Source organism: Elusimicrobiota bacterium, assembly GCA_016706425.1.
Taxonomy (GTDB): domain Bacteria; phylum Elusimicrobiota; class Elusimicrobia; order FEN-1173; family FEN-1173; genus JADJJR01.
In genome coordinates, this window is sequence record JADJJR010000001.1 from 1,011,627 (window position 1) to 1,037,842 (window position 26,216).

General features: G+C 64.6%; 23 protein-coding genes. 21 read left to right on the top strand and 2 right to left on the bottom strand.

The features are described 5' to 3' along the window. Positions 1–28: 28 nt before the first annotated feature. The 8 genes from IPI56_04165 (at position 29) to IPI56_04200 (ending at position 12,540) form a co-directional block, all read left to right on the top strand. Positions 29–1,180 (top strand): tetratricopeptide repeat protein, encoded by a 1,152-nt coding sequence (locus IPI56_04165; GenBank protein MBK7544935.1) that lies wholly within the window; start codon positions 29–31, stop codon positions 1,178–1,180. A 64-nt stretch (positions 1,181–1,244) separates the two neighbouring features. Next, positions 1,245–2,129, top strand: coding sequence for a LysR family transcriptional regulator (locus tag IPI56_04170; GenBank protein ID MBK7544936.1), 885 nt, complete (start codon positions 1,245–1,247; stop codon positions 2,127–2,129). 18 nt (positions 2,130–2,147) lie between these two features. After that, entirely contained in the window at positions 2,148–6,734 is a 4,587-nt protein-coding gene (gene gltB, locus IPI56_04175; protein ID MBK7544937.1) for a glutamate synthase large subunit, read from the top strand. Position 6,735: 1 nt separating this feature from the next. Continuing rightward, complete coding sequence (locus tag IPI56_04180) at positions 6,736–7,176, top strand: rhodanese-like domain-containing protein (protein ID MBK7544938.1); 441 nt, start codon at positions 6,736–6,738, stop codon at positions 7,174–7,176. Then, positions 7,173–8,732: a glutamate synthase subunit beta gene (locus tag IPI56_04185; protein MBK7544939.1), complete on the top strand. Its 1,560-nt coding sequence runs from the start codon at positions 7,173–7,175 to the stop codon at positions 8,730–8,732. The genes IPI56_04180 and IPI56_04185 overlap by 4 nt, the downstream gene beginning before the upstream one ends. Before the next feature lie 3 nt (positions 8,733–8,735). Then, the gene (locus IPI56_04190; protein ID MBK7544940.1) at positions 8,736–10,358 is read left to right on the top strand and encodes a GAF domain-containing protein; all 1,623 of its coding nucleotides are present in this window, start codon (positions 8,736–8,738) and stop codon (positions 10,356–10,358) included. Between the two features lie 2 nt (positions 10,359–10,360). Then, complete coding sequence (locus IPI56_04195; GenBank protein ID MBK7544941.1) at positions 10,361–11,701, top strand: TldD/PmbA family protein; 1,341 nt, start codon at positions 10,361–10,363, stop codon at positions 11,699–11,701. Next, positions 11,698–12,540: a PD-(D/E)XK nuclease family protein gene (locus tag IPI56_04200; GenBank protein MBK7544942.1), complete on the top strand. Its 843-nt coding sequence runs from the start codon at positions 11,698–11,700 to the stop codon at positions 12,538–12,540. The genes IPI56_04195 and IPI56_04200 overlap by 4 nt, the downstream gene beginning before the upstream one ends. A gap of 1 nt (position 12,541) precedes the next feature. Here the strand turns inward: IPI56_04200 and IPI56_04205 are convergent, their stop codons facing one another. Then, entirely contained in the window at positions 12,542–14,521 is a 1,980-nt protein-coding gene (locus IPI56_04205; GenBank protein MBK7544943.1) for a patatin-like phospholipase family protein, read from the bottom strand. 132 nt (positions 14,522–14,653) lie between these two features. On the opposite strand from IPI56_04205, the gene IPI56_04210 reads away from it, so the two are divergent. The 13 genes from IPI56_04210 to IPI56_04270 are packed head-to-tail and all read left to right on the top strand — an operon-like array spanning position 14,654 to position 25,933. Next, positions 14,654–15,226, top strand: coding sequence for an OmpH family outer membrane protein (locus tag IPI56_04210; GenBank protein MBK7544944.1), 573 nt, complete (start codon positions 14,654–14,656; stop codon positions 15,224–15,226). 10 nt (positions 15,227–15,236) lie between these two features. Next, entirely contained in the window at positions 15,237–16,256 is a 1,020-nt protein-coding gene (gene lpxD / locus IPI56_04215; protein MBK7544945.1) for a UDP-3-O-(3-hydroxymyristoyl)glucosamine N-acyltransferase, read from the top strand. Beyond that, positions 16,253–17,161, top strand: coding sequence for a UDP-3-O-[3-hydroxymyristoyl] N-acetylglucosamine deacetylase (lpxC, locus tag IPI56_04220; GenBank protein MBK7544946.1), 909 nt, complete (start codon positions 16,253–16,255; stop codon positions 17,159–17,161). The genes lpxD and lpxC overlap by 4 nt, the downstream gene beginning before the upstream one ends. 17 nt (positions 17,162–17,178) lie before the next feature. Beyond that, on the top strand, positions 17,179–17,637 hold the full coding sequence (gene fabZ, locus IPI56_04225) for a 3-hydroxyacyl-ACP dehydratase FabZ (protein MBK7544947.1): 459 nt from the start codon (positions 17,179–17,181) through the stop codon (positions 17,635–17,637). Next, the gene (gene lpxA / locus IPI56_04230; protein ID MBK7544948.1) at positions 17,634–18,461 is read left to right on the top strand and encodes an acyl-ACP--UDP-N-acetylglucosamine O-acyltransferase; all 828 of its coding nucleotides are present in this window, start codon (positions 17,634–17,636) and stop codon (positions 18,459–18,461) included. The genes fabZ and lpxA overlap by 4 nt, the downstream gene beginning before the upstream one ends. Positions 18,462–18,471: 10 nt before the next feature. After that, positions 18,472–19,275: a UDP-2,3-diacylglucosamine diphosphatase LpxI gene (lpxI, locus tag IPI56_04235; protein ID MBK7544949.1), complete on the top strand. Its 804-nt coding sequence runs from the start codon at positions 18,472–18,474 to the stop codon at positions 19,273–19,275. Continuing rightward, a complete protein-coding gene (locus tag IPI56_04240) occupies positions 19,272–20,264 on the top strand; it encodes a Gfo/Idh/MocA family oxidoreductase (GenBank protein ID MBK7544950.1) in 993 nt (330 codons plus the stop codon). Before lpxI ends, IPI56_04240 begins: the two co-directional genes overlap by 4 nt. Beyond that, positions 20,261–21,379 (top strand): lipid-A-disaccharide synthase, encoded by a 1,119-nt coding sequence (lpxB, locus tag IPI56_04245; protein ID MBK7544951.1) that lies wholly within the window; start codon positions 20,261–20,263, stop codon positions 21,377–21,379. Before IPI56_04240 ends, lpxB begins: the two co-directional genes overlap by 4 nt. Next, positions 21,376–23,172: an ABC transporter ATP-binding protein gene (locus tag IPI56_04250; protein MBK7544952.1), complete on the top strand. Its 1,797-nt coding sequence runs from the start codon at positions 21,376–21,378 to the stop codon at positions 23,170–23,172. The genes lpxB and IPI56_04250 overlap by 4 nt, the downstream gene beginning before the upstream one ends. Further along, positions 23,172–23,888, top strand: a complete 717-nt coding sequence (locus IPI56_04255; GenBank protein MBK7544953.1) for a ZIP family metal transporter — start codon at positions 23,172–23,174, stop codon at positions 23,886–23,888. Before IPI56_04250 ends, IPI56_04255 begins: the two co-directional genes overlap by 1 nt. After that, positions 23,885–24,085 carry a sulfur carrier protein ThiS gene (thiS, locus tag IPI56_04260; GenBank protein ID MBK7544954.1) on the top strand — a complete coding sequence of 67 codons (201 nt, stop codon included), beginning with the start codon at positions 23,885–23,887 and terminating at the stop codon, positions 24,083–24,085. The genes IPI56_04255 and thiS overlap by 4 nt, the downstream gene beginning before the upstream one ends. Before the next feature lie 52 nt (positions 24,086–24,137). Next, positions 24,138–24,917, top strand: coding sequence for a thiazole synthase (locus IPI56_04265; protein ID MBK7544955.1), 780 nt, complete (start codon positions 24,138–24,140; stop codon positions 24,915–24,917). Beyond that, positions 24,914–25,933 (top strand): hypothetical protein, encoded by a 1,020-nt coding sequence (locus tag IPI56_04270; GenBank protein ID MBK7544956.1) that lies wholly within the window; start codon positions 24,914–24,916, stop codon positions 25,931–25,933. The genes IPI56_04265 and IPI56_04270 overlap by 4 nt, the downstream gene beginning before the upstream one ends. A 46-nt stretch (positions 25,934–25,979) precedes the next feature. Here IPI56_04270 and IPI56_04275 read toward each other — a convergent pair whose 3' ends face one another. Continuing rightward, positions 25,980–26,171, bottom strand: coding sequence for a 50S ribosomal protein L28 (locus IPI56_04275; protein ID MBK7544957.1), 192 nt, complete (start codon positions 26,169–26,171; stop codon positions 25,980–25,982). Positions 26,172–26,216: the final 45 nt, after the last annotated feature.

A 26,216-nucleotide genomic window follows, 5' to 3' on the forward strand; every position in this document is an offset into this window, starting at 1 on the left:
TCGGGTCGGCCGACCGCCGACCGTCTCTATGGTGACCGCCCTTTCCTTGCTCGCCAAGGCGGAGCGCCTTTTTGCCCGGGAAGCCTGGGCGCCGGCCCTCGCCCTCTTGCGTCGCCGCGTCGATCCCGCGGACCCTTTCCTTTCCGCCGAAATCCTCTTCAAAAAGGCCGAATGCGAGCGGGCCCTTGGGTTTTACAAAGAGGCCTTAACCCACCACCTCCAAGCCCGTTCGCTTTACGGGCGACTTCGCGTTCCCACCGAGGAACAGCGCGCCACCGTGGGGGCCAGCCGATGCCTCCGCGTCTTGAGCCGCTATCGGGAGGCCAACCGTCTCTGGGGGGACCTTCCCACGTCAAAAAACATCGGGGGGGACGTCCCTCTTGAAAGGGCCCTGGTCTTCCGGGGACTGGGACGCTTCCCCGACGCCCGCCGCGCCTTGGCCCAGGCCCGCGCGGCGTTCGCCCGCGGGGGGGACGCCGCCGGCCTGCAACACGCTTATTGGGCCCTGGGCGGTCTGGAGCGGTTTTCTGGGCGGCTTCAACGGGCCCTTCCCGCGTTCGCGGCGGCGGCCCGTTGGGCGCGAAGGAACGGTGACGAGTCCTCCCGCGCCTTCGCCCTCTGCGGTTTGGCCGGTGTGGAGCGCGTGTTGGGCCTCGATGGCGCCTCCCTTGACCATTACCGCGAAGCCTCCCGAATTTTTGAAAAACTCAAGGACCCCTTTGGACGCGCCTACGGTCTCTGCGGCCGGGCGAACGCGCTCCGGACGTTTGGGGACCCCCGCCCGACGCTCGATCTTTACCGACGCTCCGCCGCCCTTTACCGCCGGTTGGGGGACGCCAGCAGCGAGGGCTTCGCCCGGTGGGGCCTCGGGGGAAGCCTGCGGCGTCTTCGGCGGTTTAAGGGGTCGGCCCGCGCCTACGAAACCGCTTTAACCCTCTTCCGAAAATCCGACGACCCGCGGGGCGCGGTGATGGCTCTTTTGGGTCGGGCGCGCCTGTCCGAGGACACCGGGCACGCGGTCCGGGCGGCCCGGGACCGTGCCGCCGCGCTTGCCGCCGCCCGTCGCCACGGCCTGCCTTACGAAGCCGCCTTGGCCCGCCGGGAAGCCGGCGCCCGCCGCGCGCTCTCCCCGTTCGGCGTGCCGGACGGCGCCCTCCGTCGCTGGCAAGACATCCCTTAAAATACAGAATTAATTTTTTTAATGTAATATTTGCGCGATATTTGTATTATTGCTATCATCCCCTATGCAGATCGAAGCCCTCAAACTCTTTAGCGACGCGGCGCGCCTCGGCAGTTTCTCCAAGGCGGGCGCGGCGAACGGTGTCACCCAGTCGACCGTCAGTCAAGCGGTCCAGGGGCTCGAACAGCGGTTGGGCGCGGTCCTCATCGACCGGTCCCACCGGCCCTGGGGGCTGACCCCCGCGGGGCGGATCTTTCTCGACGGCGTGCGGGACCTGCTGGAGCGTTTTTCGGCCCTCGAACGGCGGATCCAAGGGCGTCCCGATGGGGGCGAAGCGCGGATCGCCGCCATTTACTCGGTGGGCCTGCGGCACATGCGGGAGTTTGAAGCGGCCTTCGCCCGGGCCCATCCCTCGGTTCGGTTGCGGGTCGAGTACCTCCATCCGGACAAAGTGTTGGAGGCGGTGCGCGAAGAGCGCGCGGACCTGGGCATCGTGTCGTTTCCGCCCCGTTCGCGCGAATGGGAGATCACCCGTTGGCGCACCGAACCCATGGTGGTGGCCTGCGCCCCGGGCCACCCCTTCGCGGCCCTGAAAGAAATCGACCCCGCGAGGTTGGCGGGTCAACCCTTTGTCGCCTTTGACCGGGGACTGCGGGTGCGCCGGGAAGTGGATCGGTTTTTGAGGCGGCACGGCGTCACCGTTCGCGTCGAAATGGAATTTGATAACATCGAGGCGATCAAAAAGGCCGTGGAGATCGGCCCCGGCCTTTCTCTCCTGCCAAGCCCCACGCTGGAGCGCGAAACGCGCGCGGGGACCCTGGCCCAAGTTCCTTTGAAAGCGACAACGTTTGTTCGTCCCCTGGGCCTCGTTCGGCGCCGGGGGCGGCCTCTGTCGGCGGCGGTCCGTTTGACGCTGGCGGAGCTTCGGCGCGACGCCCGCGCCCAATAAAAACAAAAAGGTGACACGATGAACGCGGCTCCCTCCCAACAAGGCTTGTACGATCCGGAAAACGAACACGACGCCTGCGGCATCGGTTTCGTCGTGAACATCAAGGGCGTCCGGTCCCACGCCATCGTCAAGCAGGCGTTGGAGGTCTTGAACAATTTGAACCACCGGGGCGCCGCGGGGTGCGAGGCCAACACCGGCGACGGCGCGGGCATCCTGATCCAACTGCCCCACGCGTTTTTAAAAAAAGCCGCGGCGGCGGAGAAAATTTCCTTGCCCGACCCGGGCGCCTACGGCCTGGGCATGATGTTTTTCCCGCGCGACGAGAAGTTGCGCCGGGACGCGGAAGCCGCCTTCGAGAAAATCGTGGCCGAGGAAGGCCAAACTTTCTTGGGTTGGCGCACGGTGCCGACGAACAACGGGGCCCTGGGCGCGACCGCCCAGGCCGGGGAACCCCTCCACCGCATGGCCTTCATCGGCCGGGCGGCGCCCCTTTCGGACCCCCTGGCCTTCGAGAGGAAGCTCTACGTCATCCGCAAACGGGCCGAGCACACCATCAAGATCCCCGAAACGAACGGCTCCAACCGCTTTTATATCCCCAGCTTGTCGGCCCGGACCGTCGTTTTTAAGGGCATGCTCCTGGCCGACCAGATGGAAGGCTACTTCCACGATTTAAACGACCCCGACCTGGATTCGGCCCTGGCGCTCGTCCACTCCCGGTTCTCCACCAACACGTTCCCCAACTGGAACCGCGCGCACCCCTACCGGTACATCATCCACAACGGGGAGATCAACACCCTGCGCGGCAACATCAATTGGATGCACGCCCGCCAGGCCCTGCTGGAGTCCCCGGTCTTCGGCGACGATTTGAAGCGCCTTCTTCCCGTGGTTGACACCGACGGTTCGGACTCGGCCATGTTCGACAACTGCCTGGAGTTTCTGGTGTTGGCCGGGCGGTCCCTGCCCCACGCCATGATGATGATGATTCCGGAACCCTGGGCCAACCACGAGAGCATGTCCGAGGAAAAGAAGGCGTTTTACGAATTCCATTCCTGCCTGATGGAACCCTGGGACGGCCCGGCCTCCATCGCCTTCACGGACGGCACGGTGGTGGGAGCGACCCTCGACCGCAACGGCCTGCGGCCCTCGCGTTACGTCGTCACCAAAGACGACGTGGTCGTGCTCGCCTCCGAGGTCGGCGTTCTGGAGTTTCCGCCCGAGCGCGTGCTCGAAAAGGGGCGCCTGCAACCCGGGCGCATGCTGCTCATCGACACGGCCCAGGGCCGGATCATCGCCGACGACGAGATCAAAAAGAAAATCGCCGCCGAGCGCCCCTACCGCGAATGGCTCGACAAGAACCTGATCGCCCTGGACGACTTGGTCGACCAGGACAAGCCCGTTTACGAGGAGCACGGCACGGTGTTGCAGCGTCAGCAGGCGTTCGGCTACGCCTACGAGGATTTGCGCGTGATCCTGGAGCCCATGGCCAAGAACGGCGTCGAGCCCATCGGCGCCATGGGCACGGACACCCCTTTGGCGGTGCTGTCCGACAAACCGCAACTCCTGTACAACTATTTCAAACAGCTGTTCGCCCAGGTCACGAACCCGCCCATCGACTGCATCCGCGAGGAGATCGTTACTTCGGCGGTGACCACCCTGGGGGCGGAGCGGAATCTTTTGGACCCGTCGCCCGAAAGCTGCCGGCTGATCGAACTCAAATCCCCGATTTTGACGAACGAACAATTGGAAAAGTTGCGGAACGTCAAAGTGCCCGGTTTCCGGGCCGTGACGCTGCCCATCCTGTTCGATCCCTTGGGCGGCGGCGCGGCGCTCAAAAAAGCCATGGACGACCTTTGCGCGACGGCCGACAAGGCCGCCAAGGACGGCGTCAATCTTTTGATTCTTTCAGACCGCGGCGTTTCTCAAACGAAGGCGCCGATCCCGGCGTTGCTGGCCGTGGCCGGCCTGCACCACGACATGATCCGGCGCGGCACCCGCATGAAGGTGGGCCTGGTTCTGGAGAGCGGCGAGCCCCGGGAAGTGCACCATTACGCGCTCCTCATCGGCTACGGGGTCGGCGCCGTCAACCCCTATCTGGCCTACGAGACCCTGGACGACATGATCCGGGAAGGCATGCTGGACGTGGACCACAAGACCGCGATTAAAAATTACATCAAAGCCTGCACCAAGGGCGTGGTGAAAGCCATTTCCAAAATGGGCATTTCCACCATCCAAAGCTACGGCGGGGCCCAGATTTTCGAGGCCGTGGGTTTGGGGCGCGAGGTCATCGACGCCTATTTCACCTGGACGCCCTCGCGGATCGCAGGGGCCAACTTGGACGTGATCGCCCAGGAGGCGGCGCAACGGCACCACCGGGCCTACCCGTCCATCGCCACCGACGGGAAAGCCCTGGACGCGGGGGGCAATTACCAATGGCGGAAGGACGGGGAACAACATCTGTTCAATCCCGAATCCATCCACCGGTTGCAATCGGCCGCGCGCAACAACGACTACGCGACCTACAAATCCTACGCCCAACTCATCAACGACCAATCCAAAAAGCATTTCACCCTGCGTGGTCTCTTGGATTTCAAACCGGCCGACAAACCGATCCCCATCGACGAGGTGGAATCGGTCGAAGCGATCCTCAAGCGCTTTAAATCCGGGGCCATGAGTTACGGGTCGATTTCCCAGGAAGCCCACGAGTCCCTGGCCATCGCCATGAACCGCATCGGCGGGAAATCCAACACCGGCGAAGGCGGGGAGGACCCGGAACGGTACAAACCCCTGCCCAACGGCGATTCCAAGAACAGCGCGATCAAGCAAGTGGCCTCGGGCCGTTTCGGCGTGACGAGCCTTTACCTTGTGAACGCCCGGGAAATTCAGATCAAAATGGCCCAGGGCGCGAAACCCGGCGAAGGCGGGCAGTTGCCCGGCACCAAGGTCTACCCCTGGGTGGCCAAAACCCGCCACACCACCGCGGGCGTGGGGCTCATCTCCCCGCCGCCGCACCACGACATTTATTCCATTGAAGACCTGGCGGAACTCATTCACGATTTGAAAAACGCCAATCACAACGCTCGCATCAGCGTGAAGCTGGTGAGCGAAGTGGGGGTCGGCACCATCGCGGCCGGCGTGGCCAAGGCCCACGCGGACGTGGTGTTGATTTCCGGGTTTGACGGGGGCACGGGCGCTTCCCCGCAGTCGTCCATCAAGCACGCGGGATTGCCCTGGGAGCTCGGCCTCGCCGAAACGCACCAGACGCTGGTGCTCAACAACCTTCGAAGTCGCATCGTCGTGGAAACCGATGGCCAACTCAAAACCGGCCGCGACGTGGTCGTGGCCGCGTTCCTGGGCGCCGAGGAGTTCGGTTTCGCCACCGCCCCGCTCGTCACCCTGGGGTGCGTCATGATGCGGGTTTGCCACCTCAACACCTGCCCGGTGGGCGTGGCCACCCAGGATCCGAAGCTGCGAAAGAAATTCACGGGGGACCCCTCCCACGTGGTCAACTTCATGCGGTTCGTCGCCCAGGAAGTGCGCGAAACCATGGCGCAACTGGGATTCCGAACGATGAACGAAATGATCGGCCGCGTGGACCGCTTGGAAGCGCGTCGAGCCGTCGACCATTGGAAAGCCAAGGGGCTCGATTTGTCGAGCGTTCTGCACGCGCCTTCCGTCGGTCCGGAAGTGGGTCGGTACGCCCAAATCCTCCAGGACCACGGCCTGGACAAGTCCCTCGACCGGACGACGTTGTTGGAATTGGCGAAACCGGCGCTCGAGCGGGGCGAGAAGGTGAAGGCCACCGTCCCGATCAAAAACCGGAACCGGGTGGTCGGCACGATTTTGGGCAGCGAGGTCACCCGGCGGTACGGCGGCAAAGGCCTGCCGGACGACACCATCGAACTGACCTTCCAGGGATCCGCCGGACAAAGTTTCGGCGCCTTTGTGCCGCGGGGGGTCACGATGATCCTGGACGGCGACGCCAACGATTACTTCGGCAAGGGCCTGTCGGGCGGCAAGCTGATCGTTTACCCGCCCCGCGGCGTCCCCTTCGTGCCGGAAAAAAACATCATCATCGGCAACGTGGCGTTTTACGGCGCCACCTCCGGGGAGGCCTACATCCGGGGCCTCGCGGGCGAGCGGTTCGCGGTGCGCAACTCCGGCGTGCACGCGGTGGTGGAGGGCGTGGGCGACCACGGTTGTGAATACATGACCGGCGGGCGGATCGTTGTGCTGGGGCCCACCGGGCGCAACTTCGCCGCCGGCATGACGGGCGGCGTGGCTTACGTCTGGGACGTCGAGGGCGACTTCGCCAAGAAGGTGAACCGCGAAATGGTCGAGACCGAGCCCATGACCGAGGAAGACATCCAGGAAGTCCACGGGTTGCTCGTCAAACATTTGCTGTACACCACGAGCACCGTGGCCAAGCGGGTTCTGGAAAAAGGCCCGTCGCTGATCGGCCGGTTCGTCAAGGTCATGCCCAAGGACTACAAACGCATGGTCGCCACGATCAAGAAGATGCACGACGCGGGCATGTCGGGCGACCAAGCCATCATGGCCGCCTTTGAGGAAAACGCCCGGGACCTCTCCCGGGTGGGGGGCAACTGACATGGCCGACGAGACCCCCGCGCCCGCCTCCTTGGTGTTGGAACACAAGCCGCTGGTGGGCCGCGACACGGCGAAGCTTTTCACCCACCGGCTCGCGATGGAAACGGACTGTTCCGACCTGTACGCCGACTTGACGTCGGGGGCGGCGGAGGGGTTCATCGTGGTGGACCCCCGTTCGCCGGAATCCTACGCCCAGGGGCACATCCCCGGGGCCTACAATTTGCCCCATCGACAAATCGATCGAACGGCCCTGGAGGGTTTTCCGGCGGGACGGGTGTTGGTCCTTTACGGCGCGGGGCCGGGCTGCAACGCGGCCCACAAGGCGGCGGTGCGGTTGGGCACCTTCGGTCTTTACGTGAAAGAGATGATCGGCGGTTTTTGGTGGTGGCAATCCAGCGGCTATCCCGTGGCGACGGGGCCCGAACGGGGGAAAATTTCATGACGACGAAAGAGACGACCAAGAAAAAAACGACGGGGGACGGGCACGGTCACCGGCCCAAACCCCTGGGCGTTCCCAAACCCACCGGGTTCATGCGTTTCGGCCGGGAACTGCCGAAGGACGCCGATCCCCAGGAGCGCCTGCGGCACTGGAACGAGTTCCACGAATCCATGCCCGAGGAAGCCCTGCGCAAGCAGGGGGCCCGTTGCATGGATTGCGGCGTGCCGTTCTGCCACACCGGCGTTTTGATCGCCGGCATGGCGTCGGGGTGCCCCATCAACAACCTGATTCCCGAATGGAACGATCTCGTCTACCGGGGCCTGTGGCGCGACGCCCTGGACCGGCTGCACAAGACCAACAATTTCCCGGAGTTCACCGGGCGGGTCTGCCCGGCCCCATGCGAAGGGTCCTGCGTCTTGGGCCTGAACGAGCCGGCCGTCACGATCAAGAACATCGAAGCGTCCATCATCGACAAGGCCTTCGCCGAAGGGTGGGTCAAGGCCGAGGCGCCCAAAAAGCGCACCGGCAAGAAAGTGGCGGTGGTCGGGTCCGGCCCGGCCGGTCTCGCCGCGGCGGCCCAGCTCAACCGGGCCGGTCACGCGGTGACCGTGTTCGAACGCGCCGATCGCGTCGGCGGCCTGCTCATGTACGGCATCCCCAACATGAAGCTGGACAAAGAGGTCGTCCAACGTCGGGTCGATTTGCTGGCTAAAGAGGGCGTCGTGTTCCGGGTCAACACCGAGGCGGGAAAAGATTTCCCCGCGGAAAAACTGCGGTCGGAGTTCGACGCCGTCGTCCTGGCTGTCGGCGCCACCGTCCCCCGCGACCTTACCGTCCCCGGCCGTGAGCTCAAGGGCATCCATTTCGCCATGGAGTACTTGCACAAGAACACCAAGAGCCTGTTGGATTCCAAATTGAAGGACGGCCAAAGCTTGTCTGCCACCGACAAAGATGTGATCGTGATCGGCGGCGGCGACACCGGGACCGACTGCGTGGGCACGGCCCTGCGGCAAGGCGCCAAAAGTGTTGTGCAATTCGAAATTCTGCCCCGGCCGCCTGAAAAACGCGCCGCCGACAACCCCTGGCCCCAGTGGCCCAAGGTGTACAAGATGGATTACGGTCAGGAGGAGGCCGCGGCCGTTTTCGGCGAGGACCCGCGCCACTATTTGATCAGCACCACGCGGTTCGTCCCCGGTGAGAACAGCGGCCGCGTGAAAGAGATTCACACCACCCGCATCGAGTGGGGGAAAAACGAAAAGGGCCAATTTGTCCCGAAGCCCATCCCCGGTTCGGAAAAGTCCTGGCCCGCGCAACTCGTTCTCTTGGCCATGGGTTTTTTGGGGCCCGAAGCCGACCTCTTGTCCCAACTGGGTGTCGAGCGCGACGAACGGTCCAACATCAAAGCCGAGCACGGGCGCTTCACGACCTCGGCGCCGGGGGTCTTCGCCTGCGGTGACGGCCGCCGGGGGCAAAGCCTTGTGGTCTGGGCCATCAACGAGGGCCGCGGCGCAGCCCGGGAAGTCGATCGATTCCTGATGGGTTCGTCCGATCTTTCGTAAAGAATGTTTTTCCCGTTCCGAAAGAAAAAGCCGGGTGGCCTGAACAGCGACCCGGTTTTTTCTTTGCCCCGGCTTTCGGGGGGGGAGTCCCCATCGCCGTCCGCCCTGGAAACTCTGTTGGAGGCGAGCCGTGCCTTGAGCGCCGAGCTCGACCCGGCCGTGGTCCGGACGAAAGTGATGGAAACCGCCGCCCGCGTGACGGGCGCCGAAGCGGGCTCCCTCCTCCTCCTGGACGAGGCCACCGGCGAATTGGTTTTCGACACGGCCTCGGGGACGGCGGGCGAACAGGTCAAGAGCCTTCGTTTGAAACCGGGCGAAGGACTCTCCGGATGGGTGGCGGCCCGGCGGGAGCCCCTATTGGTGAACGACGTGGCGGCGGATTCCCGGTGGAGCCCACGGATGGACCACCGCACCGAATTCGCGACGCGCCAATTGGTGGCCGTGCCGGTGCTTCACCAGGGCCGCCTCCTGGGGGTTTTGGAATCCATCAATAAAAAAAGCGGTGGCCGCTTTGATGAAAACGATCGGCGGTTGATGGAATTGTTGGCCGCCGAAGCGGGGGTGGCCCTCGAAAACGCCCGGCTGTTCGCGCGCCTGCGGGCCGAGAAACAAACTTTGTCGGCCCTTTTCGCGGAAATGTCGGACGGCGCGTTGGTCGTCGACCTCCGGGGTCGCGTGGAAATGGTCAACGTGGCCGGGGCGCGCTTGCTCGGGATTTCACCGGAGGCGGCGACGGGAAAGTCTTTAACCGAGGCCGCGCCGGCTTTCGCCATCGCGCCCCCCTGGGACCGGGCCGTCGCCTCCCCCGGTCCGGTGCCCGTTGAAATGGTCCGCGCCGAGGGAAAAAAATTGATTTTGGAAGGCCGCTTGGATTCCGTGCGCGGGGGGGGCGCCCATTTGTTCGTGTTCCGCGACGTCACCGAATCCCGGCGGGAGGACCGCATCAAGCGGGATTTCCTTTCGCTCATTTCGCATAAACTCAAGACGCCCCTGGTGTCGATCACGGGCTTCGCCCCTCTCCTGCTGCAAGACAAAACCCTCACCGAGGTCCAGCGCCGGGGGTTGACAGCGATTCGCGACCAAGGACACCGGCTTTGGCAACTGGTGGAACGTTTGTTGAATTTCGCCACGGTGGAATCGGACACGCTGGAGCTAAACCCCCAGCGGTTGTCGGTGGCGGAGGTCCTGTTGCGTCTGCAAAAGGAAACCCACGCGGACCTGGCCCGGCGGGGCGCGCGGGTCGTTTTGGCCGAGACCCTGTCGGAACTCCCCCCGATCCAGGCCGACCCGGCCCTCTTCGCCGACGCGCAAAGAAACCTCTGGGAAAACGCCGCCAAATTCGATCACCGGCCGGAAAAGGAGATTCACGTGACGGGCCGCGCGGAGGCCGCGAACGTTGTGATCGCGGTGGAGGACGGCGGGGCGGGGATCCCCTCGGAGGAAATCCCCCGGTTGTTCAAAAAGTTCTATCAGATCGAAGAGTCCTTCACCGGTCAGGTGGAGGGGGCGGGCCTGGGCTTGGCGCTTGTCCAGCGCATTGTGGAAGCCCACGGGGGCGCCGTGGGGGTGTCTTCGGTCCTCGGGCGCGGGTCGGTGTTCACCACCCGTTGGCCGCGGGCGGGCTGACCGTGCGGGTCCCGATCGGCATCGAAATTTTCGCCGAGGAAACAGACCGCCGCGGCCTCCGCTGGGAGGACGGCCGTCTCGAAGAGTTCGCCCACGCCGCCGGCGGTGGGGTGGGGTTGCGTCGGTTCGGGGCTCCCGCGCGGTTCGCCCACCTCGACGCCCGGCGGCCCTTGGCCGGGGTGTTTTCCGCCGGAGAGTCGGTCGCCTTCGCCGCCGCGGTACGGGATCTGCACGAGGGCCGCGCCCCCCGAACGGGGGAGCTGCGCTGGCCCCCTCCCCCGGCCCTGAAGCCTTTCGTTCCCTTTGACCGCGCGCGCCGTTGGCTGGCCGCGGCCGATCGCGCGGCCCGCCGGGACCGGCGGGTGCGGCAGGTGTCTTTGACTTTGGGGGAAACCCACCGGCGCCTGGCCGGGCGGACGCCCGAAGGGCGCTTCTTCAGCGACGCCCGTCATTACGTGACCTTCGTCGTCCGGGTGACGGCTTCGGACGGTTCGTTGACCCAAACCGGAACGGAGGTCGCCGCCGCCCAGGGCGGGTGGGATCGGCTGGCCGGTTTCGATCCCTCCGCGCTGGCCGCGCTGGCCGCCCGCCGGGCGTTGAATAAATTGGGCGCACCCACCGTGCGGGCGGGCGAAATGACGGTGGTGCTCGCCGCCGAGGCGGGGGGAACGTTCGTCCACGAAGCCGTGGGGCACGCGCTGGAGGCCGACGCCATTTTGGAAGGAGGGTCCCCCCATTTCGCCAAGAGGTTGGGCCGCCGCGTCGCGGACCCCCGCGTCACCGTTTTGGACGATCCCACGCGGGCCGGGCAACGGGGTTCCTTCGCCGTGGACGACGAGGGGACCCCCGCCCAGCGGACCGTGCTGATTGAAAACGGGGTCCTTCGGGATTGTCTGTACGACCGGCGGACCGCGGCCCGGGCCGCGCGCGCCTCCAACGGGCACGGCCGACGGGAATCCTTCGCCTTTCCGCCCATCCCGCGGATGTCCAACACCTTCATCGCCCCCGGCCCCGACGACCCCGAAGCCATCCTGCGTTCCGTGAAGCGCGGGTTGTGGGTCACCCGCATGGGGGGCGGCCAGGTCAACACAACGACCGGGGATTTTGTCTTCGAGGTCGAAGAAGGTCATTGGATCGAGGACGGCGTTCCGCGCCACCCCGTCCGGGGGGCGAACCTGCTCGGGAACACCGCCGCCACCCTGGCGGCCATCGACCGCGTGGGGACCGACCTGGGCTGGTCCGTGGGCACCTGCGGCAAAGACGGGCAGGACGCGCCCGTTTCGGACGGTCTCCCGACCTTGCGGATTCCCCGCGTCCTCGTGGGCGGGACCAACGCGCGATGAAAGCGAGCTATTCCCGCATCGGCTGCTACGGGTTCTGCCCGAAGAAATACGATTACAGGTACGTGCAAGAACGGCCCGCCCCGGTCAAACCGGAACTGGCCTTCGGGGTGTCCCTGCACAAGGCCCTGGAGGAAAATTTCCAGCAAAAGCTGGTTTCCCGGCGGGATCTGTCCTTGGAGGAGGCGACCGCCCTGTTTCGGCGCGTTCTGGACGAACGCTTGGCCGCCGTGCCGGAGGAGTTCCTGCGCGGCGCGGCGGACTTCCACTATTTGCGCGCCCTGGGGGAGCATTTCCTCGAACGCTTTCTTAAAGAAAGGGCCCCGGCCCTCCAGCCGGCTCCCCGGGGCGTGGAATGCTCTTTCCGACTGCCCTTGCCCGGGGGATACGAAATCACCGGCCAGTTCGACCTCCTCGACACCGATTGGGTTCTTCACGATTTCAAAACGTCGAACAAACCCTACGATCCCAAACGCGCGGACCGAACCCAATTGGTCATATACGCCTGGGCCTGCGAGCAAATGTTCGGCCGCCCGCCGTCCCGGCTGTGTTTCGACGTGTTCGTGAAGGGGGACGGCGCCGGGGGCGCCGCCGACGGCGCGGCGGGTCTTCAAGCCCCTGTTTTTTTTCCGACGCCCGCCCCCGACGAGATGGCCCAAGTGGCCCGCCGGTTGTCGGCCCTTTTGGACCGCATCAACGCCGCCCGGGCCAAGGACGATTTCCCACGTTCCTTTGAGCCCCCGCGTTGCCATTGGTGCGAGTACCAGGAAACTTGCCGCGCCGAATGGGAGACCGAAGGCCGGCCCGCCCCGGTGCGCGTGTCGTTGGGGAGTCTGACTTAAGTTAAAGTCGCGGGCGGGGGGCCCGAAGGGGCGTGCGGCAGCGGTCGGAAAAAAACGGCAGGGGGGCGGTGATTTTTGCCAGGGCCCCTTCGGTGTAGTCTTCGGCAATTTTGATGATTTCGGGGGCGTGGTGGAACTCGAGCCAGGTGTACGCCGAGAGGTCGGGCGCCAGCACCACGTCGGCGGCGGCCGAGGTCGTCTTGGAAATTCCGTACTGCATGGTGTACATCGTCTTGGCCATCACTTTGAAAATGTGCGGCCCGCTGATGGGGTTAAAGGCCGAGGGTTTCCGCGGACTCCAGCCGGGAAACCGTTTGTTGGCCGGACGGGTGGTGATGTTGAGCGATATCGCCACGTCGGCGCCCATGGCCCGGACGACCGAGGTGGGCACTGGATTCACCAATCCGCCGTCGACCAAATAGCGACCCTTCAAGAAAAAAGGCTCGAAAAAGAACGGCAGCGACAAGGAGGCCCGCACCGCCTCGGCCACGGGCCCGTGTCGCAGCACCCGTTCTTCGCCCGTGTTGATGTCGGTGGCCACGCAGGCGAAGGGGAGCGCCAGTTCCCCGAAGGTCACGTCCCCCAGGATCGACCGCAAAAACCGCAACACGGCGTTGCCGACGACGACCCCCTTCCACGGCAGGGCGAAATCCATGAGCGTCCAAAGTTTGGCCTTGGTGATGCTGCGGGCGATGTCTTCCAATTCGTCAACGGAACGTCCCGCGCAATAAAAACTGCCGATCAAGGCACCCATGGAGGTGCCCGCGATCAGGTCGGGGAAAACGCCGTGGCGCTCCAGAACCCGCAGAACCCCGATGGCCGAGTAACCCAGCGCCGCGCCCGACCCCAGGGCAATGCCGATTCGCAAGCCGCCCAGATGCCGGGCCAACCGATCGACGCCCCGTAGCGAAACGTCGTGTCGGCGGTCCAAAAAAGGCGTCCCCGCGGCGAGGGCGTTGCGCCCGAGGTTGGGTCCCCAAGGAATATAAAACCGCCCCGGCCGGTGGCGCCGCGGGGGGGATTCCCGTTGCAGTTCCAGCAGGTCGAGCCGTTGGGGGGGGACGGCCTTCTCCAATTGTCGCCACATGGGGGTGCCGGGCTCCGCGCCCTCTTCGCGAACGTAAAATACGCGGTCCGCTTCCTCCACGAAAACATTCAGGATACGGCCGGGACGGTCTCCCAACGGGACCAGCACGTAGTCCCATTCCCGCCGCAAGGTTTCCAGCAGGGGGTACACCCCCGCCGCCAAGTCGCCCTCCAACAACGTCCGGGGCAGGCAGAGCACATCAAGTCCCGACGGATGGGACGCGATCCACGGCCGCAGGGTGTCCAAGGATTGGAAGTCCTGGGCTTCGGGCTTCCGGTCCGCCGAGGGGCAGGACAGTTTGAGCGCGGTTTTGTAGGACGGGCCATTGTCGGAAGGCAAGTCCACGATGAGCAGTTTTCGACGGGTTTGTGTCATGAGCGAGACGGCCAAATTACCGACCAACACCGCCTGTTCCTCGAATGGCGCGGCCGCCACCAGCGTGTAGACTTTGGCGGTGTTCGGCACCGCCGGGGGGCGGATCGCCTGCGCCAGCCGTCCGGACAGAAAGCGCGTGACGGCCAAAGCGAGGGTCGGGGTCGCCCGAAGGGCGGCGTTGAAGTCATCGGTTTTTAAGGCGAGAAGACGCGCGGGTTGGACGGCCACCGCCGTGGCGGGCCGCGTTTCCGAGGTCAGGAGAGCCATTTCGCCCAGGGCGTCGCCGCGCCGCCCCAGGATCGCTAAAATTCGGTCGCGGCCGTCCTGGGTTTGCATCAGGTGGACTTGCCCTCCGAGCAGGACGTAGAGAGCGTCCCCCGCGTCACCTTGATGAAAGAGAATTTCGTCCGGGCGGAGGGACACTTCCCGGAAATGCGGGCGAAGGAGCGCCACCTCGTCTTCCCGAAATTGCGAGAAGAAAGGAACTTTTTGAAGGATGGAAAAATCATCGTTGTCCATGGGCGGCGCCCCTCCTCTTTAAGTGAAGGCCCCCCCGGGTCCTTTGTCAAGGGCCGTGGTGATTTCCGACGTGGACAAGGCTTTGGAAATCAACTAAAATCGAATCTTTCAAGACCGTCAAAGGAGTCTTCCGTGCGTCCGTCCCGTCTCGCGATGTTGTTCCTCGGCGCCGCCCTGTCGGGCGCGGCCGTCGCGGTTGAAATTCCCTTTAAAAGGGGCGGTCGGGACGAGGGCACCCGTGTGGGGTTTGTGGACATGCAGCGGATTTACCGGGAGTACCCCGAAACCCAGAAGGCCCGGGCGGAGTACAACCGCGAATTGGCCCGCCACAAAACGGATTTGGCGGAGAAAGAACGCGCCCTGGAAGAATTGAAAACGCGGGGGACCCCGATTCCCGCGGTTTCCACCGACACCGTGACGAGCGCAACGGCCCCGGCGGTCGCCTTGGGGGAGGGCGAAGTGGTCCGCGCGCGGGCGGACCTGGAAAAAGCCCGTTCCGACGCGGCGACCGCCCTGCGGGATTTTGAGAGCAAACAATCCGCGCGCATTCTGGGTCAGCTGCACAAAGCGCTCGTGGAATTGGCCACGCAGCGCGGGATCGCGGTGGTGGTGGACAAAGCCTCCATTTTGCACGGGGAAAACGCCGTGGATTTGACGGAAGCCCTGCACCGCAAGGTGCGCGGCCTCCCCGAACCCGCTCCCTGAAAGGTGTGACGTGCGACTGACCGTTTCCGAAATCGCGTCCTTGGTGGGCGGCACCGTCCGGGGGGACGGCGCCGTGGTGATCGAGGGGGCCGCCGGACTCGGCGAGGCCACGCCCCGGGACCTGTCGTTTTTGGCGAATCCGAAATACAAATTCCAATTGGAAACGACCCGGGCGGGGGCCCTGTTGGTCACACCCGAGGTGCCGACCGGGAACCGCCCCGCCGTGGTCGTGAAAAACCCCACGGACGCCTGGGCGGCCGTTCTGGAGATTTTGGACAAAGAGCGCACCCGGCGTCCCGCGGGGATTCATCCGACGGCCGTGATCGCCGCCGGCGCGAAAATCGGCCGGAACGTCACCGTCGGGGCCCACACCGTCATCGAAGAGGGGGCCTCCGTCGGCGACAACACGATCCTTTACCCCCGCGTCTACATCGGTTTCGACTCTTCCGTCGGGGCGGATTGTCTGATTTACCCCGGCGTCACCCTGCGGGAGCGCACGACCGTTGGGAATCGGTGCGTCCTCCAACCGGGGGTGGTGGTGGGCGGCGACGGGTACGGGTTTTCCTTCGGGGCCGGGCGCCACCGCAAAATCCCCCAGGTCGGGACGGTCGTTATTGAAGACGATGTCGAAATCCAGGCCAACTCGACCATCGATCGGGCCGCCGTGGGCGTCACCCGCATCGGCCGCGGCACCAAGATCGACAATTTGGTCCAAATCGCCCACGGCGCGGAAATCGGAGAAAATTGCCTGATCGTTGCCCAGACCGGCGTCGCGGGTTCGACCAAGATCGGGAATTTCGTCACCTTGGCGGCGCAGGTGGGGGTGGCCGGCCATTTGAAGATCGGCGATCAAACCATCGTTGCCGGCCAGTCCGGCGTCTCGCACGACTTGCCGCCCAAAAGCGTGGTGTTCGGCACGCCCGCGCAACCGATCAAAGACGAAATGAAATGCCAGGCGGCCGTCCGGCAATTGCCGAAACTCCTCGATGAATTTCGAGCGATCAAAAAGAAAATGGGATGGGGATCATGAAAATCGTCACGACGGGGGAACCGCAACGCACATTGGCCCGAGAGGCCGTCTACAGGGGGATCGGCCTTCACACCGGGAACAAATGCCAATTGGTTTTTAAGCCGGCGCCGGCGAACCACGGGGTGGTGTTCGTCCGCACCGATTTGCCCGCGCAACCCCGCCTGCCCGCGCACCACTCCATCGTGTCCAGCGTCATTCGCGGCACGACTTTGAGCCTCGCGGGCGAAAAGGACCACGAGGCCCGCGTCCACACCGTGGAGCACGTGTTGTCCGCGCTCGCCGGTCTCGGCATCGACAACATGCTGATCGAAGTCAACGCCAACGAGCCCCCCGTGGCCGACGGCAGCGCCATGCCTTTCCTCGAGGTGTTGGAAAAGGCCGGGGTCGTGGATTTGGGCGAGCCCCGCCGATTTTTCCAGCCCGATCCCTTGGAATACCGGGCCGGCGAAACGTATTACGAAGTCCGTCCGGCCGAAGCTTTGACCCTGGAAACCGTGATCGCTTTCAAGCACCCGTTCATCGGCGAGCAAAAAATCGAGTTCACCCTCAAACCGGGCTCTTTCCAAACGGAGATCTCCCGCGCCCGGACCTTCTGCTTTGATTACGAGGTGGAAGCCCTGAAGCGTCAGGGCCTGGCCCGGGGCGGCTCTCTCGACAACGCCGTGGTGGTGGGAATGGACCGCGTCCACAACAAAGAAAAAACGCTCCGTTACCCCGACGAGTTTGTGCGGCACAAGACCCTCGATTTGTTGGGCGACCTCTACCTGCTCGGGATGCCGCTCTTGGCGCGAATCAAGGCCTACCGCGTGGGTCACGGGCACAACGTCAATTTGGTGAAGCAGCTGGCCGCGCAAATGACCGGGAAAGCCGCCCCGTCCCCATCGACGGTGACCACGTCTTATTAACTAACCCTGGAGGTCCGATGTCCGACACCCCCCGCACGCTGAACGCCGTTGATATTTTGAACGCCATTCCCCACCGCTACCCCATCCTGATGGTCGACAAGGCCACCGTGGTGGAGGAGGATAAAAAAATCACGGGCTACAAATCCGTGTCGGGCAACGAACCGTTTTTTCAGGGACATTTCCCCGGCCGCCCCATCATGCCCGGGGTCTTGATCGTCGAAGCCATGGCGCAGACCGCCTGCGTTTTGTTCCTCTCCAAACCCGAAGCCAAGGACAAATTGGCGTTCTTCATGGGCATCGATAAAGTGAAATTCCGAAAGCCCGTGGTCCCGGGCGATCAATTGGAATTGCGCGTGGAAATAATCCGTCCCGGGCGCATGGGCAAGGCCAAGGGCGAGGCCTACGTCGGCGGGGAATTGGTGACGGAGGCCGAATTTATGTTTGCCATCGTTGATCGGCAGGAAGCCAAGAAGTGAGCGCCGAAACCCGCGTTCACCCCACCGCCATCGTCCATCCCACCGCCCGCCTGGGCGTTGGGGTGGACATCGGCCCCTACGCCGTCATCGGCCCCGACGTGCAGCTCGGGGACCGGGTTTGGGTCGGGCCCCACGCCGTGATCGAATACGCCGATGTCGGGGCGGAGTGCCGGCTGCACCCCCACGCCTTTGTCGGCACCGAGCCGCAGGACCTCAAATTCAAGGGCGAAAAGACGCGCGTCCGCGTCGGCGCCCGCACCCACGTGCGCGAGTGCGTGACGATCCACCGCGGGACCGTCGCGTCCGGGGAAACCGTGGTGGGGTCGAATTGCCTTTTGATGGCCTACACCCACGTCGCCCACGATTGCGTGCTGGCCGACAACGTGATCATGGCCAACGTCGCCACCCTGGCCGGGCACGTGGAAGTCGGCCTGGGGGCCTTCATCGGCGGTTTGTCGGCCGTTCACCAATTTGTCCGCATCGGCGCGGGAGCGATGATCGGCGGCGGGTCCATGGTGACCGCCGACGTGGCGCCTTTTTGCCTGGTCCAGGGCGACCGCGCGAAGACCGCGGGCTTGAACGTGGTCGGTTTGCGGCGGCGAGGGACCTCCCGGGACGCCCTGTCGTCCCTGAAGGCCGCGTACCGCACGGTGTTTTCGAAGGGCCTGTCGCTGCGGGAGGCGGTGGAAGAAATCGCCCGGTCGCCCCGCCCGCCCGAAGTCGAGCTTTTCCTGGAATTTGTTCGAAAGACGGGCTCGCGCGGGCTCTGCCGCCCGGCCGCCAAAGCCGCCGGGGGTCCGGACACCGAGCCGGACGAGGATTGACATCCCTCCCTTGACCCCCCTGGGTCTCATCGCGGGAAACGGCCGGTTCCCGTTCCTCTTGGCGGACGAGGCCCGACGCCAAGGCCGGCCCGTGGTCGCGGCCGCCATCGAAGGGGAAACCGACCCCGCCCTGGCCGACCACGTGGATCGCATCCACTGGCTAAAGCTTGGCCAGATCAAGCGTACGATCCAAATTTTTAAAGAGGCCGGCGCGGGGGACGCCGTGATGGCGGGCCAGGTCAAACACGCCAGCATATTCGATCTCCGCCACCTGGACGCGACGGCCGTCAAGATATTGGCCACACTCCCCGATAAAAAAACCGACACGATTTTGAGCGCCGTCGCCGACGTGTTCGCGAAGGAAGGAATCCGGTTGATGTCCTCCGTTGCCTACCTGGGGGAAGCCCTGGCGCCGGAAGGGGTGATCACCCGCGCCCGCCCCTCAAACGAGCAGAAACGCGACATCGCCTTCGGTTTTAAAACCGCCAAGGCCGTCGCCGGGTTGGACCTCGGGCAAACCGTGTGCGTGAAAGACCAGGCCGTGTTGGCCGTCGAGGCCATCGAGGGCACCGACGCCTGCATCCGCCGGGCGGGGGAGCACCAGGCCGGGTGCGTGGCCGTCAAGGTGGCCAAACCGCGCCAGGATTTGCGCTTCGACGTCCCCGTGGTGGGTCGGCGGACGTTGGAATCCCTGGCCGCGGCGAAAGCCGCCGTTCTGGCGGTGGAGGCGGGCAAGACCTTGTTTTTCGATCGCGAGGAATTTTTGAAAGAGGCCGACGCCGTGGGCTTGATCGTGGTGGGGGTTAAAGAGTGAAATTGTTCGGCCGCGCCGCCCCGGTTTTTGAACCCCCCGTCCCCGAAGCGGAGCGCGTTCCCATCGGTGTCGTGGGGGTGGGGCAAATGGGTCGGCACCACGCGCGCATTTTGTCGACCTTGCCGCCGGCCCGGCTGGTGGGGATCGCCGACCTCGACCGCGCCCGCGCGAGCGCCCTGGCCGAGCAGCACCGAACCCGGGCCTTCGCGTCCGCCGATCAATTCCCGGCCGACACCCGGGCGGTGGTCATCGCGGCGCCCACCCCGTTCCACCACCGGTTGACCAAAGAATTCCTGGAACGCGGTTGGCATTGTTTCGTCGAGAAACCTTTGACGGAGCGCGTCGAAGACGCCGAGGAAGTGATCGCCCTCGCCCGTTCAAAAAATCTGATCCTCCAGGTGGGGCACATCGAGCGTTTCAACCCCGCCGTGATGGAAATGGCCCGCCAGGCCAAGGACCCTCTTTTTATCGAGGCCTCGCGCCTCGGGCCCTTCGACCCCCGCGTGGCCCACGTGAGCGTGGTGTTGGATCTCATGATTCACGACATCGACATCGTTCTGGCTTTGACCCAGGACAAGGTGGTTCGCCTCGACGCCGTGGGCGGGAGCGTTCTGTCCGGCCAGGAGGACATCGTCAAGGCGACGCTCTTTTTCTCGCGCGGTTGCCGGGCCGATTTGGTGGCCAGTCGCGTGAGCGTCAAAAAGTTCCGCAAAATCCGGGTGTTCCAAAAGGACGCCTACATGTCGTTGGACTATTCCGATCGCAGTTTAAAAATTCACCGCAAGCGGCGGCCCGAGGTCCGGAGCCTGTTGGACGTGGTCATCCAACGACCCCGTTTGGAAAAAAAGGATCCGTTGGAAACGGAATTGCGCCATTTCCTTCAATGCGTGCGGGAAGGGAAAGCCCCTCTGGTCGGCGGGGAACACGGCCGCGACGCTTTGGAGTTGGCCCTTGAAATCCGACGGGGCCTGCGGTTGCACACCCTGTGAATTCCTTTTTATTCGTGGCGGGGGATCCCTCGGGCGACGAACGGGCGGCCGAGGTGGTTCGGGAAATCAAGTCCCGCGATCCGGCTTGCCGGGTGACCGCCCTGGGCGGGCCGGCGCTCAAGGCCGCGGCCGACCGCTTCCTCTACGACTTGGTGGCGGAGAGCGTCATGGGGTTCTGGGAACCGCTCAAGAAGATCCCGCGTTTCTGGCGGATTTTGAACGGGGTGGTGCGTCCGGCCCTGCGCGAGGAGACGGGGGTGGTGGTCCCGACGGATTTTTACGGTTTCAACCGCCACGTGGCCGCGGCGGCCAAGGCGGCCGGGCGGCGGGTGGTCTACTACGTGAGTCCCCAGGTGTGGGCCAGCCGGCCCGGACGCATCGATGTGTTGAAAAAGGCGGTGGATCGCGTGCTGGTGATTTTTCCCTTTGAAGAGGCGTTGTACCGGGAGCGCGGCGTGCCCGTGACGTTTGTCGGGCATCCGTTGATCGACGCCCTGCCCCCGGCCGACCCCGACGCGCCGCTCAACGTGGAGGCGACCGTGGGCCTGTTGCCCGGCAGCCGACCCGGGGAGGTGCGCCGCCTGTTGCCCGTGATGCTCGAGGCGGCCGAGCGCTTGACGGCCGCGCGGCCGGGCTTGCGGTTCGTGCTGTTCGCGGCCTCCAGCCTGTCGAACGCGTTTTACGACGCGCTCCTCGGCGGCGCGCCCCGCCGGAACCTGTTCTTGGAGATGGTGCGCGACGAGGCCCATCGCCGGCGGCGGGGCCTCGACGCCGCGTTGGCCTGTTCCGGCACCGCCACGCTCGAGAACGCGCTTTTGGGAATCCCCACGGTGGTCGCCTACAAAACATCCTGGCCCACCTACCTGTTGGCCCGCCTGATCGTCCGCGTGAACCACATCGCGATGCCGAACATCCTGGCGGGGCGGACGGTCATGCCCGAGCGCATTCAAGCCGCCGCCACGCCCGCCGCCCTGGCCGAGGCGTTGGCGCCTTTTTTGGACGATCCCGCCCGGCGACGGGCCAGCCGCCGGGAATTGATCGACATCCGCCGTTTGTTGGGCGGCGGGGGAGCGGCGGCGAGGGCGGCCCAGGCCCTGCGGGAGACCGCGGCGTGAGCGGCATCAACGACGCGCCCCTGGGCCGCCGGCCCCTCGACGACAAGTCCAAACGCTCGGTTTCCCCCTGGGCCGTGACGAAACGGTTGTTGCCCTATTTCCGCCCCCATCGCGCGCGGCTCGTGTTGGCCTTGATCGCCATGGCTCTGGTGGCGGGGCTCACCGCGGGGTCCATGTGGATCCTGAAAAAAGTGATCGACGAAGCGCTCATGGCGGGCGAACTGTCCACCCTGGCCAACGTGGTGGTCCTGGTGGTCATCCTCTATTTCGGCAAGGCCGTGCTCTCCTACGTGCACGACTACGTGACGGCGTTCATCGGCCAGTCCATCGTCAAGCGCATTCGCAACGAGGCCTACGCCAACATCCACACGTTGTCCCTGGATTTTTACACGGGCACCGATTCCGCGCGGGTCATCGCCCGCCTGACCAACGACGGCCAGCTCTTACAGAACGCCCTCACCAAAACCCCCGTCATGATCGTCCGCGACGGGTTGACGGTGATCGCCCTGACCGGATTCCTGTTTTACCTTCACTGGAAATTCGCCCTGGTGTCTTTCACCCTGCTGCCTTTGTCCGGGATTCTGATCGCGCGGTTCGGCAAGAGCTTGCGAAAATCCGCCAAGTTGGGGCAGGCCAAGATGGCCGACCTCTACACCTTGATCCAGGAAACCATCAGCGGCGCGCCGGTGGTCAAGGCCTTCCAACGGGAGGATTACGAGAAAGAGCGGTTCGCCCGGGAAAACGAAGCCTACTTCCGCATTTACATGAAAAACGCGCGGGTGGAATCCCTCTCGAGCCCGGTCATGGAGTTCATCGGCGCCATCGGCATGGGGGTCATCCTGTGGTTCGGCGGGAAAGACGTCGTGGCCGGCGTGTGGACCACCGGCGCTTTTTTCGCTTTCGTGGGCAGCGCCCTTTCGCTTTTCCAACCCATCAAAAATTTTTCCCGGTCCAATTCCACGATCCAACTCGCCCTGGCCGGGGCGGAACGCATTTTCGATGTGACGGACGCCCGCCCGACGGTCCGGGAGCGGCCGGGCGCGATCGCCTTGCCGCCTTTCGCGGATCAAATTGAATTTGACCGCGTGTCCTTCGCCTACCGTCCCGATCAGCCCGTTTTGCGCGATGTGTCTTTGACCGTGCGACGGGGCGAGATCGTGGCCCTGGTCGGTCCCTCCGGGTCCGGCAAAACCACGCTCTCCGCGTTGTTGCTCCGTTTCTACGATCCCACGGCCGGTTCGATCCGGGTGGACGGCCGGGACGTGCGGACGGCGACGTTTCAGAGCTTGCGTCGGCAAATCGGCCTGGTGACCCAGGAAACGTTGCTGTTCAACGACACCATCCGGGCCAACATCGGCTACGCCCGGGCGGAGGCCACCGAGGATGAAATCGTCGCCGCCGCCAAAGCGGCCAACGCCTGGGAGTTCATTCGCGACAAGCCCGAGGGCTTGGACACCTTGATCGGCGAACGGGGGCTCCTCCTCTCCGGGGGGCAGAAGCAACGGCTGGCGTTGGCGCGGGCGATCCTCAAGAACCCCCCGATCCTCGTGTTGGACGAGGCCACGAGCGCCCTCGACGCGCAATCGGAGAGGTTGGTGCAGGAGGCCGTGGAACGCTTGATGAAAAACCGCACCGTTTTTGTGATCGCGCACCGATTGGCAACCGTCAAGAACGCCAGCCGCATCGTCGTGTTGGAACATGGGCAAATCGCCGAGATGGGCAACCACGCCGAGCTGTTGGCCAAAGACGGTATTTACAAACGGCTCACCGAACTTCAAATTCTGGAGAAATAATGGTCCCGTTCCTTTACGCCCTGGCTTCCGTCGCCGCCACCTGGTTGGGGGGGGTCGTCATCCTGCGGCGGAAAAACTGGGCGGAACGAAACCTTTGGCGCGTGCTCGCCTTCGGGAGCGGGCTTTTGCTCGCCATGACGTTTTTGCATCTGTTGCCCGAGGCCTGGGAACTGAATCCGCGCTGGGCGGGGGGGTCCGTCGTGGCCGCCTTGGTCCTCCTGTTCATCGTGGAATCGTTCACCGTTGTCCACGCCTGCGGGGAGGTGGCGGAGCCCTGCCACGTCCACCGGGTGGGTTACGGGGCCCTGGCGGCGTTGTTCGTTCACAGCTTGGCGGACGGTCTGGCCATCGCGTTTTCGTTCCTGTCCTCCCAACCCCTGGGTGTCGCCGTGGCGTCGGCGGTCACCGTTCACAAGTTTTCCGACGGTATGACCCTGTCGTCCCTCTTTTTGGGGGCCGGGCATCCCAAGGCGCGCGCCCGGGCCTTGGTGGGGGTCCTGGCCCTGGCCACGCCGCTGGGGGTGGCCTTGGGTTCGTTCGGGGGCGAGGGCCTCGGCGGGACGACTCTCGCGGTGCTGTTGGGGTTTGCGGCGGGCGGGTTTTTGTACGTCAGCATGGCGGACGTTTTGCCGCGCATCCACAGGAGCCGCGACCCCTGGTGCTGGGCCCTGCTGGTGGCCGGCGTCGGGGCGGCGGTCCTCCTGCCGCACCCATGAAGATCACGTTGAACGGCGAAGCCCGCGAGGTCGCCGAGGGGACCACCGTGGCCGGGCTCGTTCAGGTCCTGGGGTTGGCGACGGGCCGGGTCGCCGCGGAAGTCAACGGCGACATTGTTCGGCGGGCCGACCACGCGGCCGCGGTTCTGCGCGCGGGGGACGTGGTGGAGATCGTCCAGATGATCGGCGGGGGATAGTGCCGAGGCTTTCCAAAAAGATTGTTTGCGAGATCGCACGAAGGGGGAAAATATGGAAACGGATTTGATTGTCGCCGGGCGGAGAATGTCCTCCCGCTTGATTGTCGGCACGGGGAAATACAAGACCCCGGAAGTCATGGAAGCGGCCCTGCGGGCCTCAGGAGCGGAGATGGTGACCGTGGCCATTCGCCGCGTGAATTTGAACGACCGGGGGAACGACGCCTTTTGGACCCACCTGCCGAAGAACATGGTGGTCTTGCCCAACACCGCCGGTTGCTACAACACGGCGGACGCGGTGCGGGTGTCCCGCCTGGCGCGGGAGGTCCTCGACACCCCCTTGATCAAATTGGAGGTTTTGGGGGACCCGAAGACCCTTTTGCCCGACACCCACGCCCTTTTGGAGGCCACCGCGATTTTGGTTAAGGAGGGTTTTCAGGTGTTGGCCTACACGAACGACGACCCCATTCTCGCCAAACGCCTGGAAGAGGCGGGCGTGGCCGCGGTCATGCCCCTGGCCGCCCCGATCGGATCCGGACGCGGCATTCAAAATCCGATCAACATCCAGTTCCTTCGGGAATCCGTCCGCACCGTGCCCGTGATCGTCGACGCCGGGGTGGGAACCGCCTCGGACGCGGCGGTGGCCATGGAACTGGGGGTCGACGGGGTGCTCATGAACACCGCGATCGCCGAGGCCACCGACCCCGTTCTCATGGCCGAGGCCATGAAATGGGGGGTCCAGGCGGGACGCGCCGCCTTCATGGCCGGGCGCATGCCCCGCCGGGAATACGCGGCGCCGTCGTCGCCCGTGGCCGGCGTCGTGGGGGCGAAATGAGGCGGGCCGCCTTTTTCACCGCGCTCCTGCTTTTGACGGTGTCGGCCGTTCGGGCGAAACCCCGCTCGGGCCTCGCGTCCTCGGACTTTCTCGCCAAGCCCGTCGGCGCTCGCTACGTCGGCCTGGGGTTGGCCGGCCTGGCCGTTTCGGGTTCGCCCCAGGCTTACCTTTACAACCCCGCCGCTTTGCAGGATATGACCACGAGCGGGTTGGCCGTCGATTTTCAGGTGGCGAACCAATCGAAGCTCCCCACGGAGGCGGTGCTTAACGCTTCCTCCCTTCGCGGGAAAAAATTGACTTCGATCGCTTTCGCCGGCCCCCAGCGGGCGGTTTTTTTCCGCCCCCTGACGTCGTTCGATGATTTCACGATCACCGACACCCTGGACCCGGCCAACAATTTTCGGCGCAGTCAGGCCCGGGTGAACCAGTTCGGAATCAGCGCGGCTCAAAAAGCGGAGAAGGGGTACGCGTTGGGAATGAATTTGTCCTACCTCAACGCCCAGCGCGGCATCGCCGTGGCGGAGACCGGTCAACCGCCCGAACTGCAACTGGGCAGCGGCAACGGGTTCGCCCTCGATTTCGGTTTCCGGGATCAGCGGGACTACGTGGTCTACGGAATTTCCCTCATGAATCTGCCCGGCCTCATCTACTGGGACGAGTTCAAGACCGATCAGTTGCCCACCGTGGCGCGGGCCGGATTTGGGTTTCAGCCCGGACCCGCCTTCGCTTTTTACACCGATTACGAAAAGCGTTATTACCCGGAAACCAAAGAGGATCCCGACCTCTGGCATTTCGGACTGGAACTGGCCTTCGCGCGCTGGCTGGTCCTGCGGGGGGGCTCGGAAAGTTCGGACTTCAACGACCGGAACAAGACGAATTACGCCTGGGGATTTTCCGTGGCGACCGCGCGCCAGCACACCCTGGACGTCGCGACCCGGGTGGTTCGCGTCAACCAAAAGTCCGTGAACGAATATTACGTGAGCCTGAACTGGCCCCTGGCCACGGAAAAGAAATAAAAAACCCCCGCCGCGCGGCGCGCGACGGGGGTGGGGGATAAGTTTTTTAGGCCGCTTTCTTGATTTTGCCCGACCGCAGGCAAGTCGTGCAAACATATTGGCGCTTGGCGCCGGAGGCGGTTTTGACCTTCACCCGCTGTAGGTTGGGGGAAAAGCGACGGTTGGTTTTCCGGTGGGAGTGGCTGATGGACTTCCCCATCCGGACGCCTTTGTCGCAAACGGTGCAACGGTAAGCCATAAAATCTCCTCGCGCGCGGAACCCGCGCGCCCACGTCGTTTATTT

Excerpts from the sequence above, each read along its gene's own strand:
- IPI56_04205 (MBK7544943.1), bottom strand. The coding sequence starts at position 14,521 with ATGGACAACGATGATTTTTCCATCCTTCAAAAAGTTCCTTTCTTCTCG.
- IPI56_04180 (MBK7544938.1), top strand. The coding sequence starts at position 6,736 with ATGGCCGACGAGACCCCCGCGCCCGCCTCCTTGGTGTTGGAACACAAG.
- IPI56_04190 (MBK7544940.1), top strand. The coding sequence starts at position 8,736 with ATGTTTTTCCCGTTCCGAAAGAAAAAGCCGGGTGGCCTGAACAGCGAC.
- IPI56_04185 (MBK7544939.1), top strand. The coding sequence starts at position 7,173 with ATGACGACGAAAGAGACGACCAAGAAAAAAACGACGGGGGACGGGCAC.
- IPI56_04170 (MBK7544936.1), top strand. The coding sequence starts at position 1,245 with ATGCAGATCGAAGCCCTCAAACTCTTTAGCGACGCGGCGCGCCTCGGC.
- fabZ (MBK7544947.1), top strand. The coding sequence starts at position 17,179 with ATGTCCGACACCCCCCGCACGCTGAACGCCGTTGATATTTTGAACGCC.
- thiS (MBK7544954.1), top strand. The coding sequence starts at position 23,885 with ATGAAGATCACGTTGAACGGCGAAGCCCGCGAGGTCGCCGAGGGGACC.
- IPI56_04265 (MBK7544955.1), top strand. The coding sequence starts at position 24,138 with ATGGAAACGGATTTGATTGTCGCCGGGCGGAGAATGTCCTCCCGCTTG.
- IPI56_04255 (MBK7544953.1), top strand. The coding sequence starts at position 23,172 with ATGGTCCCGTTCCTTTACGCCCTGGCTTCCGTCGCCGCCACCTGGTTG.
- IPI56_04165 (MBK7544935.1), top strand. The coding sequence starts at position 29 with ATGGTGACCGCCCTTTCCTTGCTCGCCAAGGCGGAGCGCCTTTTTGCC.
- IPI56_04270 (MBK7544956.1), top strand. The coding sequence starts at position 24,914 with ATGAGGCGGGCCGCCTTTTTCACCGCGCTCCTGCTTTTGACGGTGTCG.
- IPI56_04200 (MBK7544942.1), top strand. The coding sequence starts at position 11,698 with ATGAAAGCGAGCTATTCCCGCATCGGCTGCTACGGGTTCTGCCCGAAG.
- IPI56_04275 (MBK7544957.1), bottom strand. The coding sequence starts at position 26,171 with ATGGCTTACCGTTGCACCGTTTGCGACAAAGGCGTCCGGATGGGGAAG.
- gltB (MBK7544937.1), top strand. The coding sequence starts at position 2,148 with ATGAACGCGGCTCCCTCCCAACAAGGCTTGTACGATCCGGAAAACGAA.
- lpxC (MBK7544946.1), top strand. The coding sequence starts at position 16,253 with ATGAAAATCGTCACGACGGGGGAACCGCAACGCACATTGGCCCGAGAG.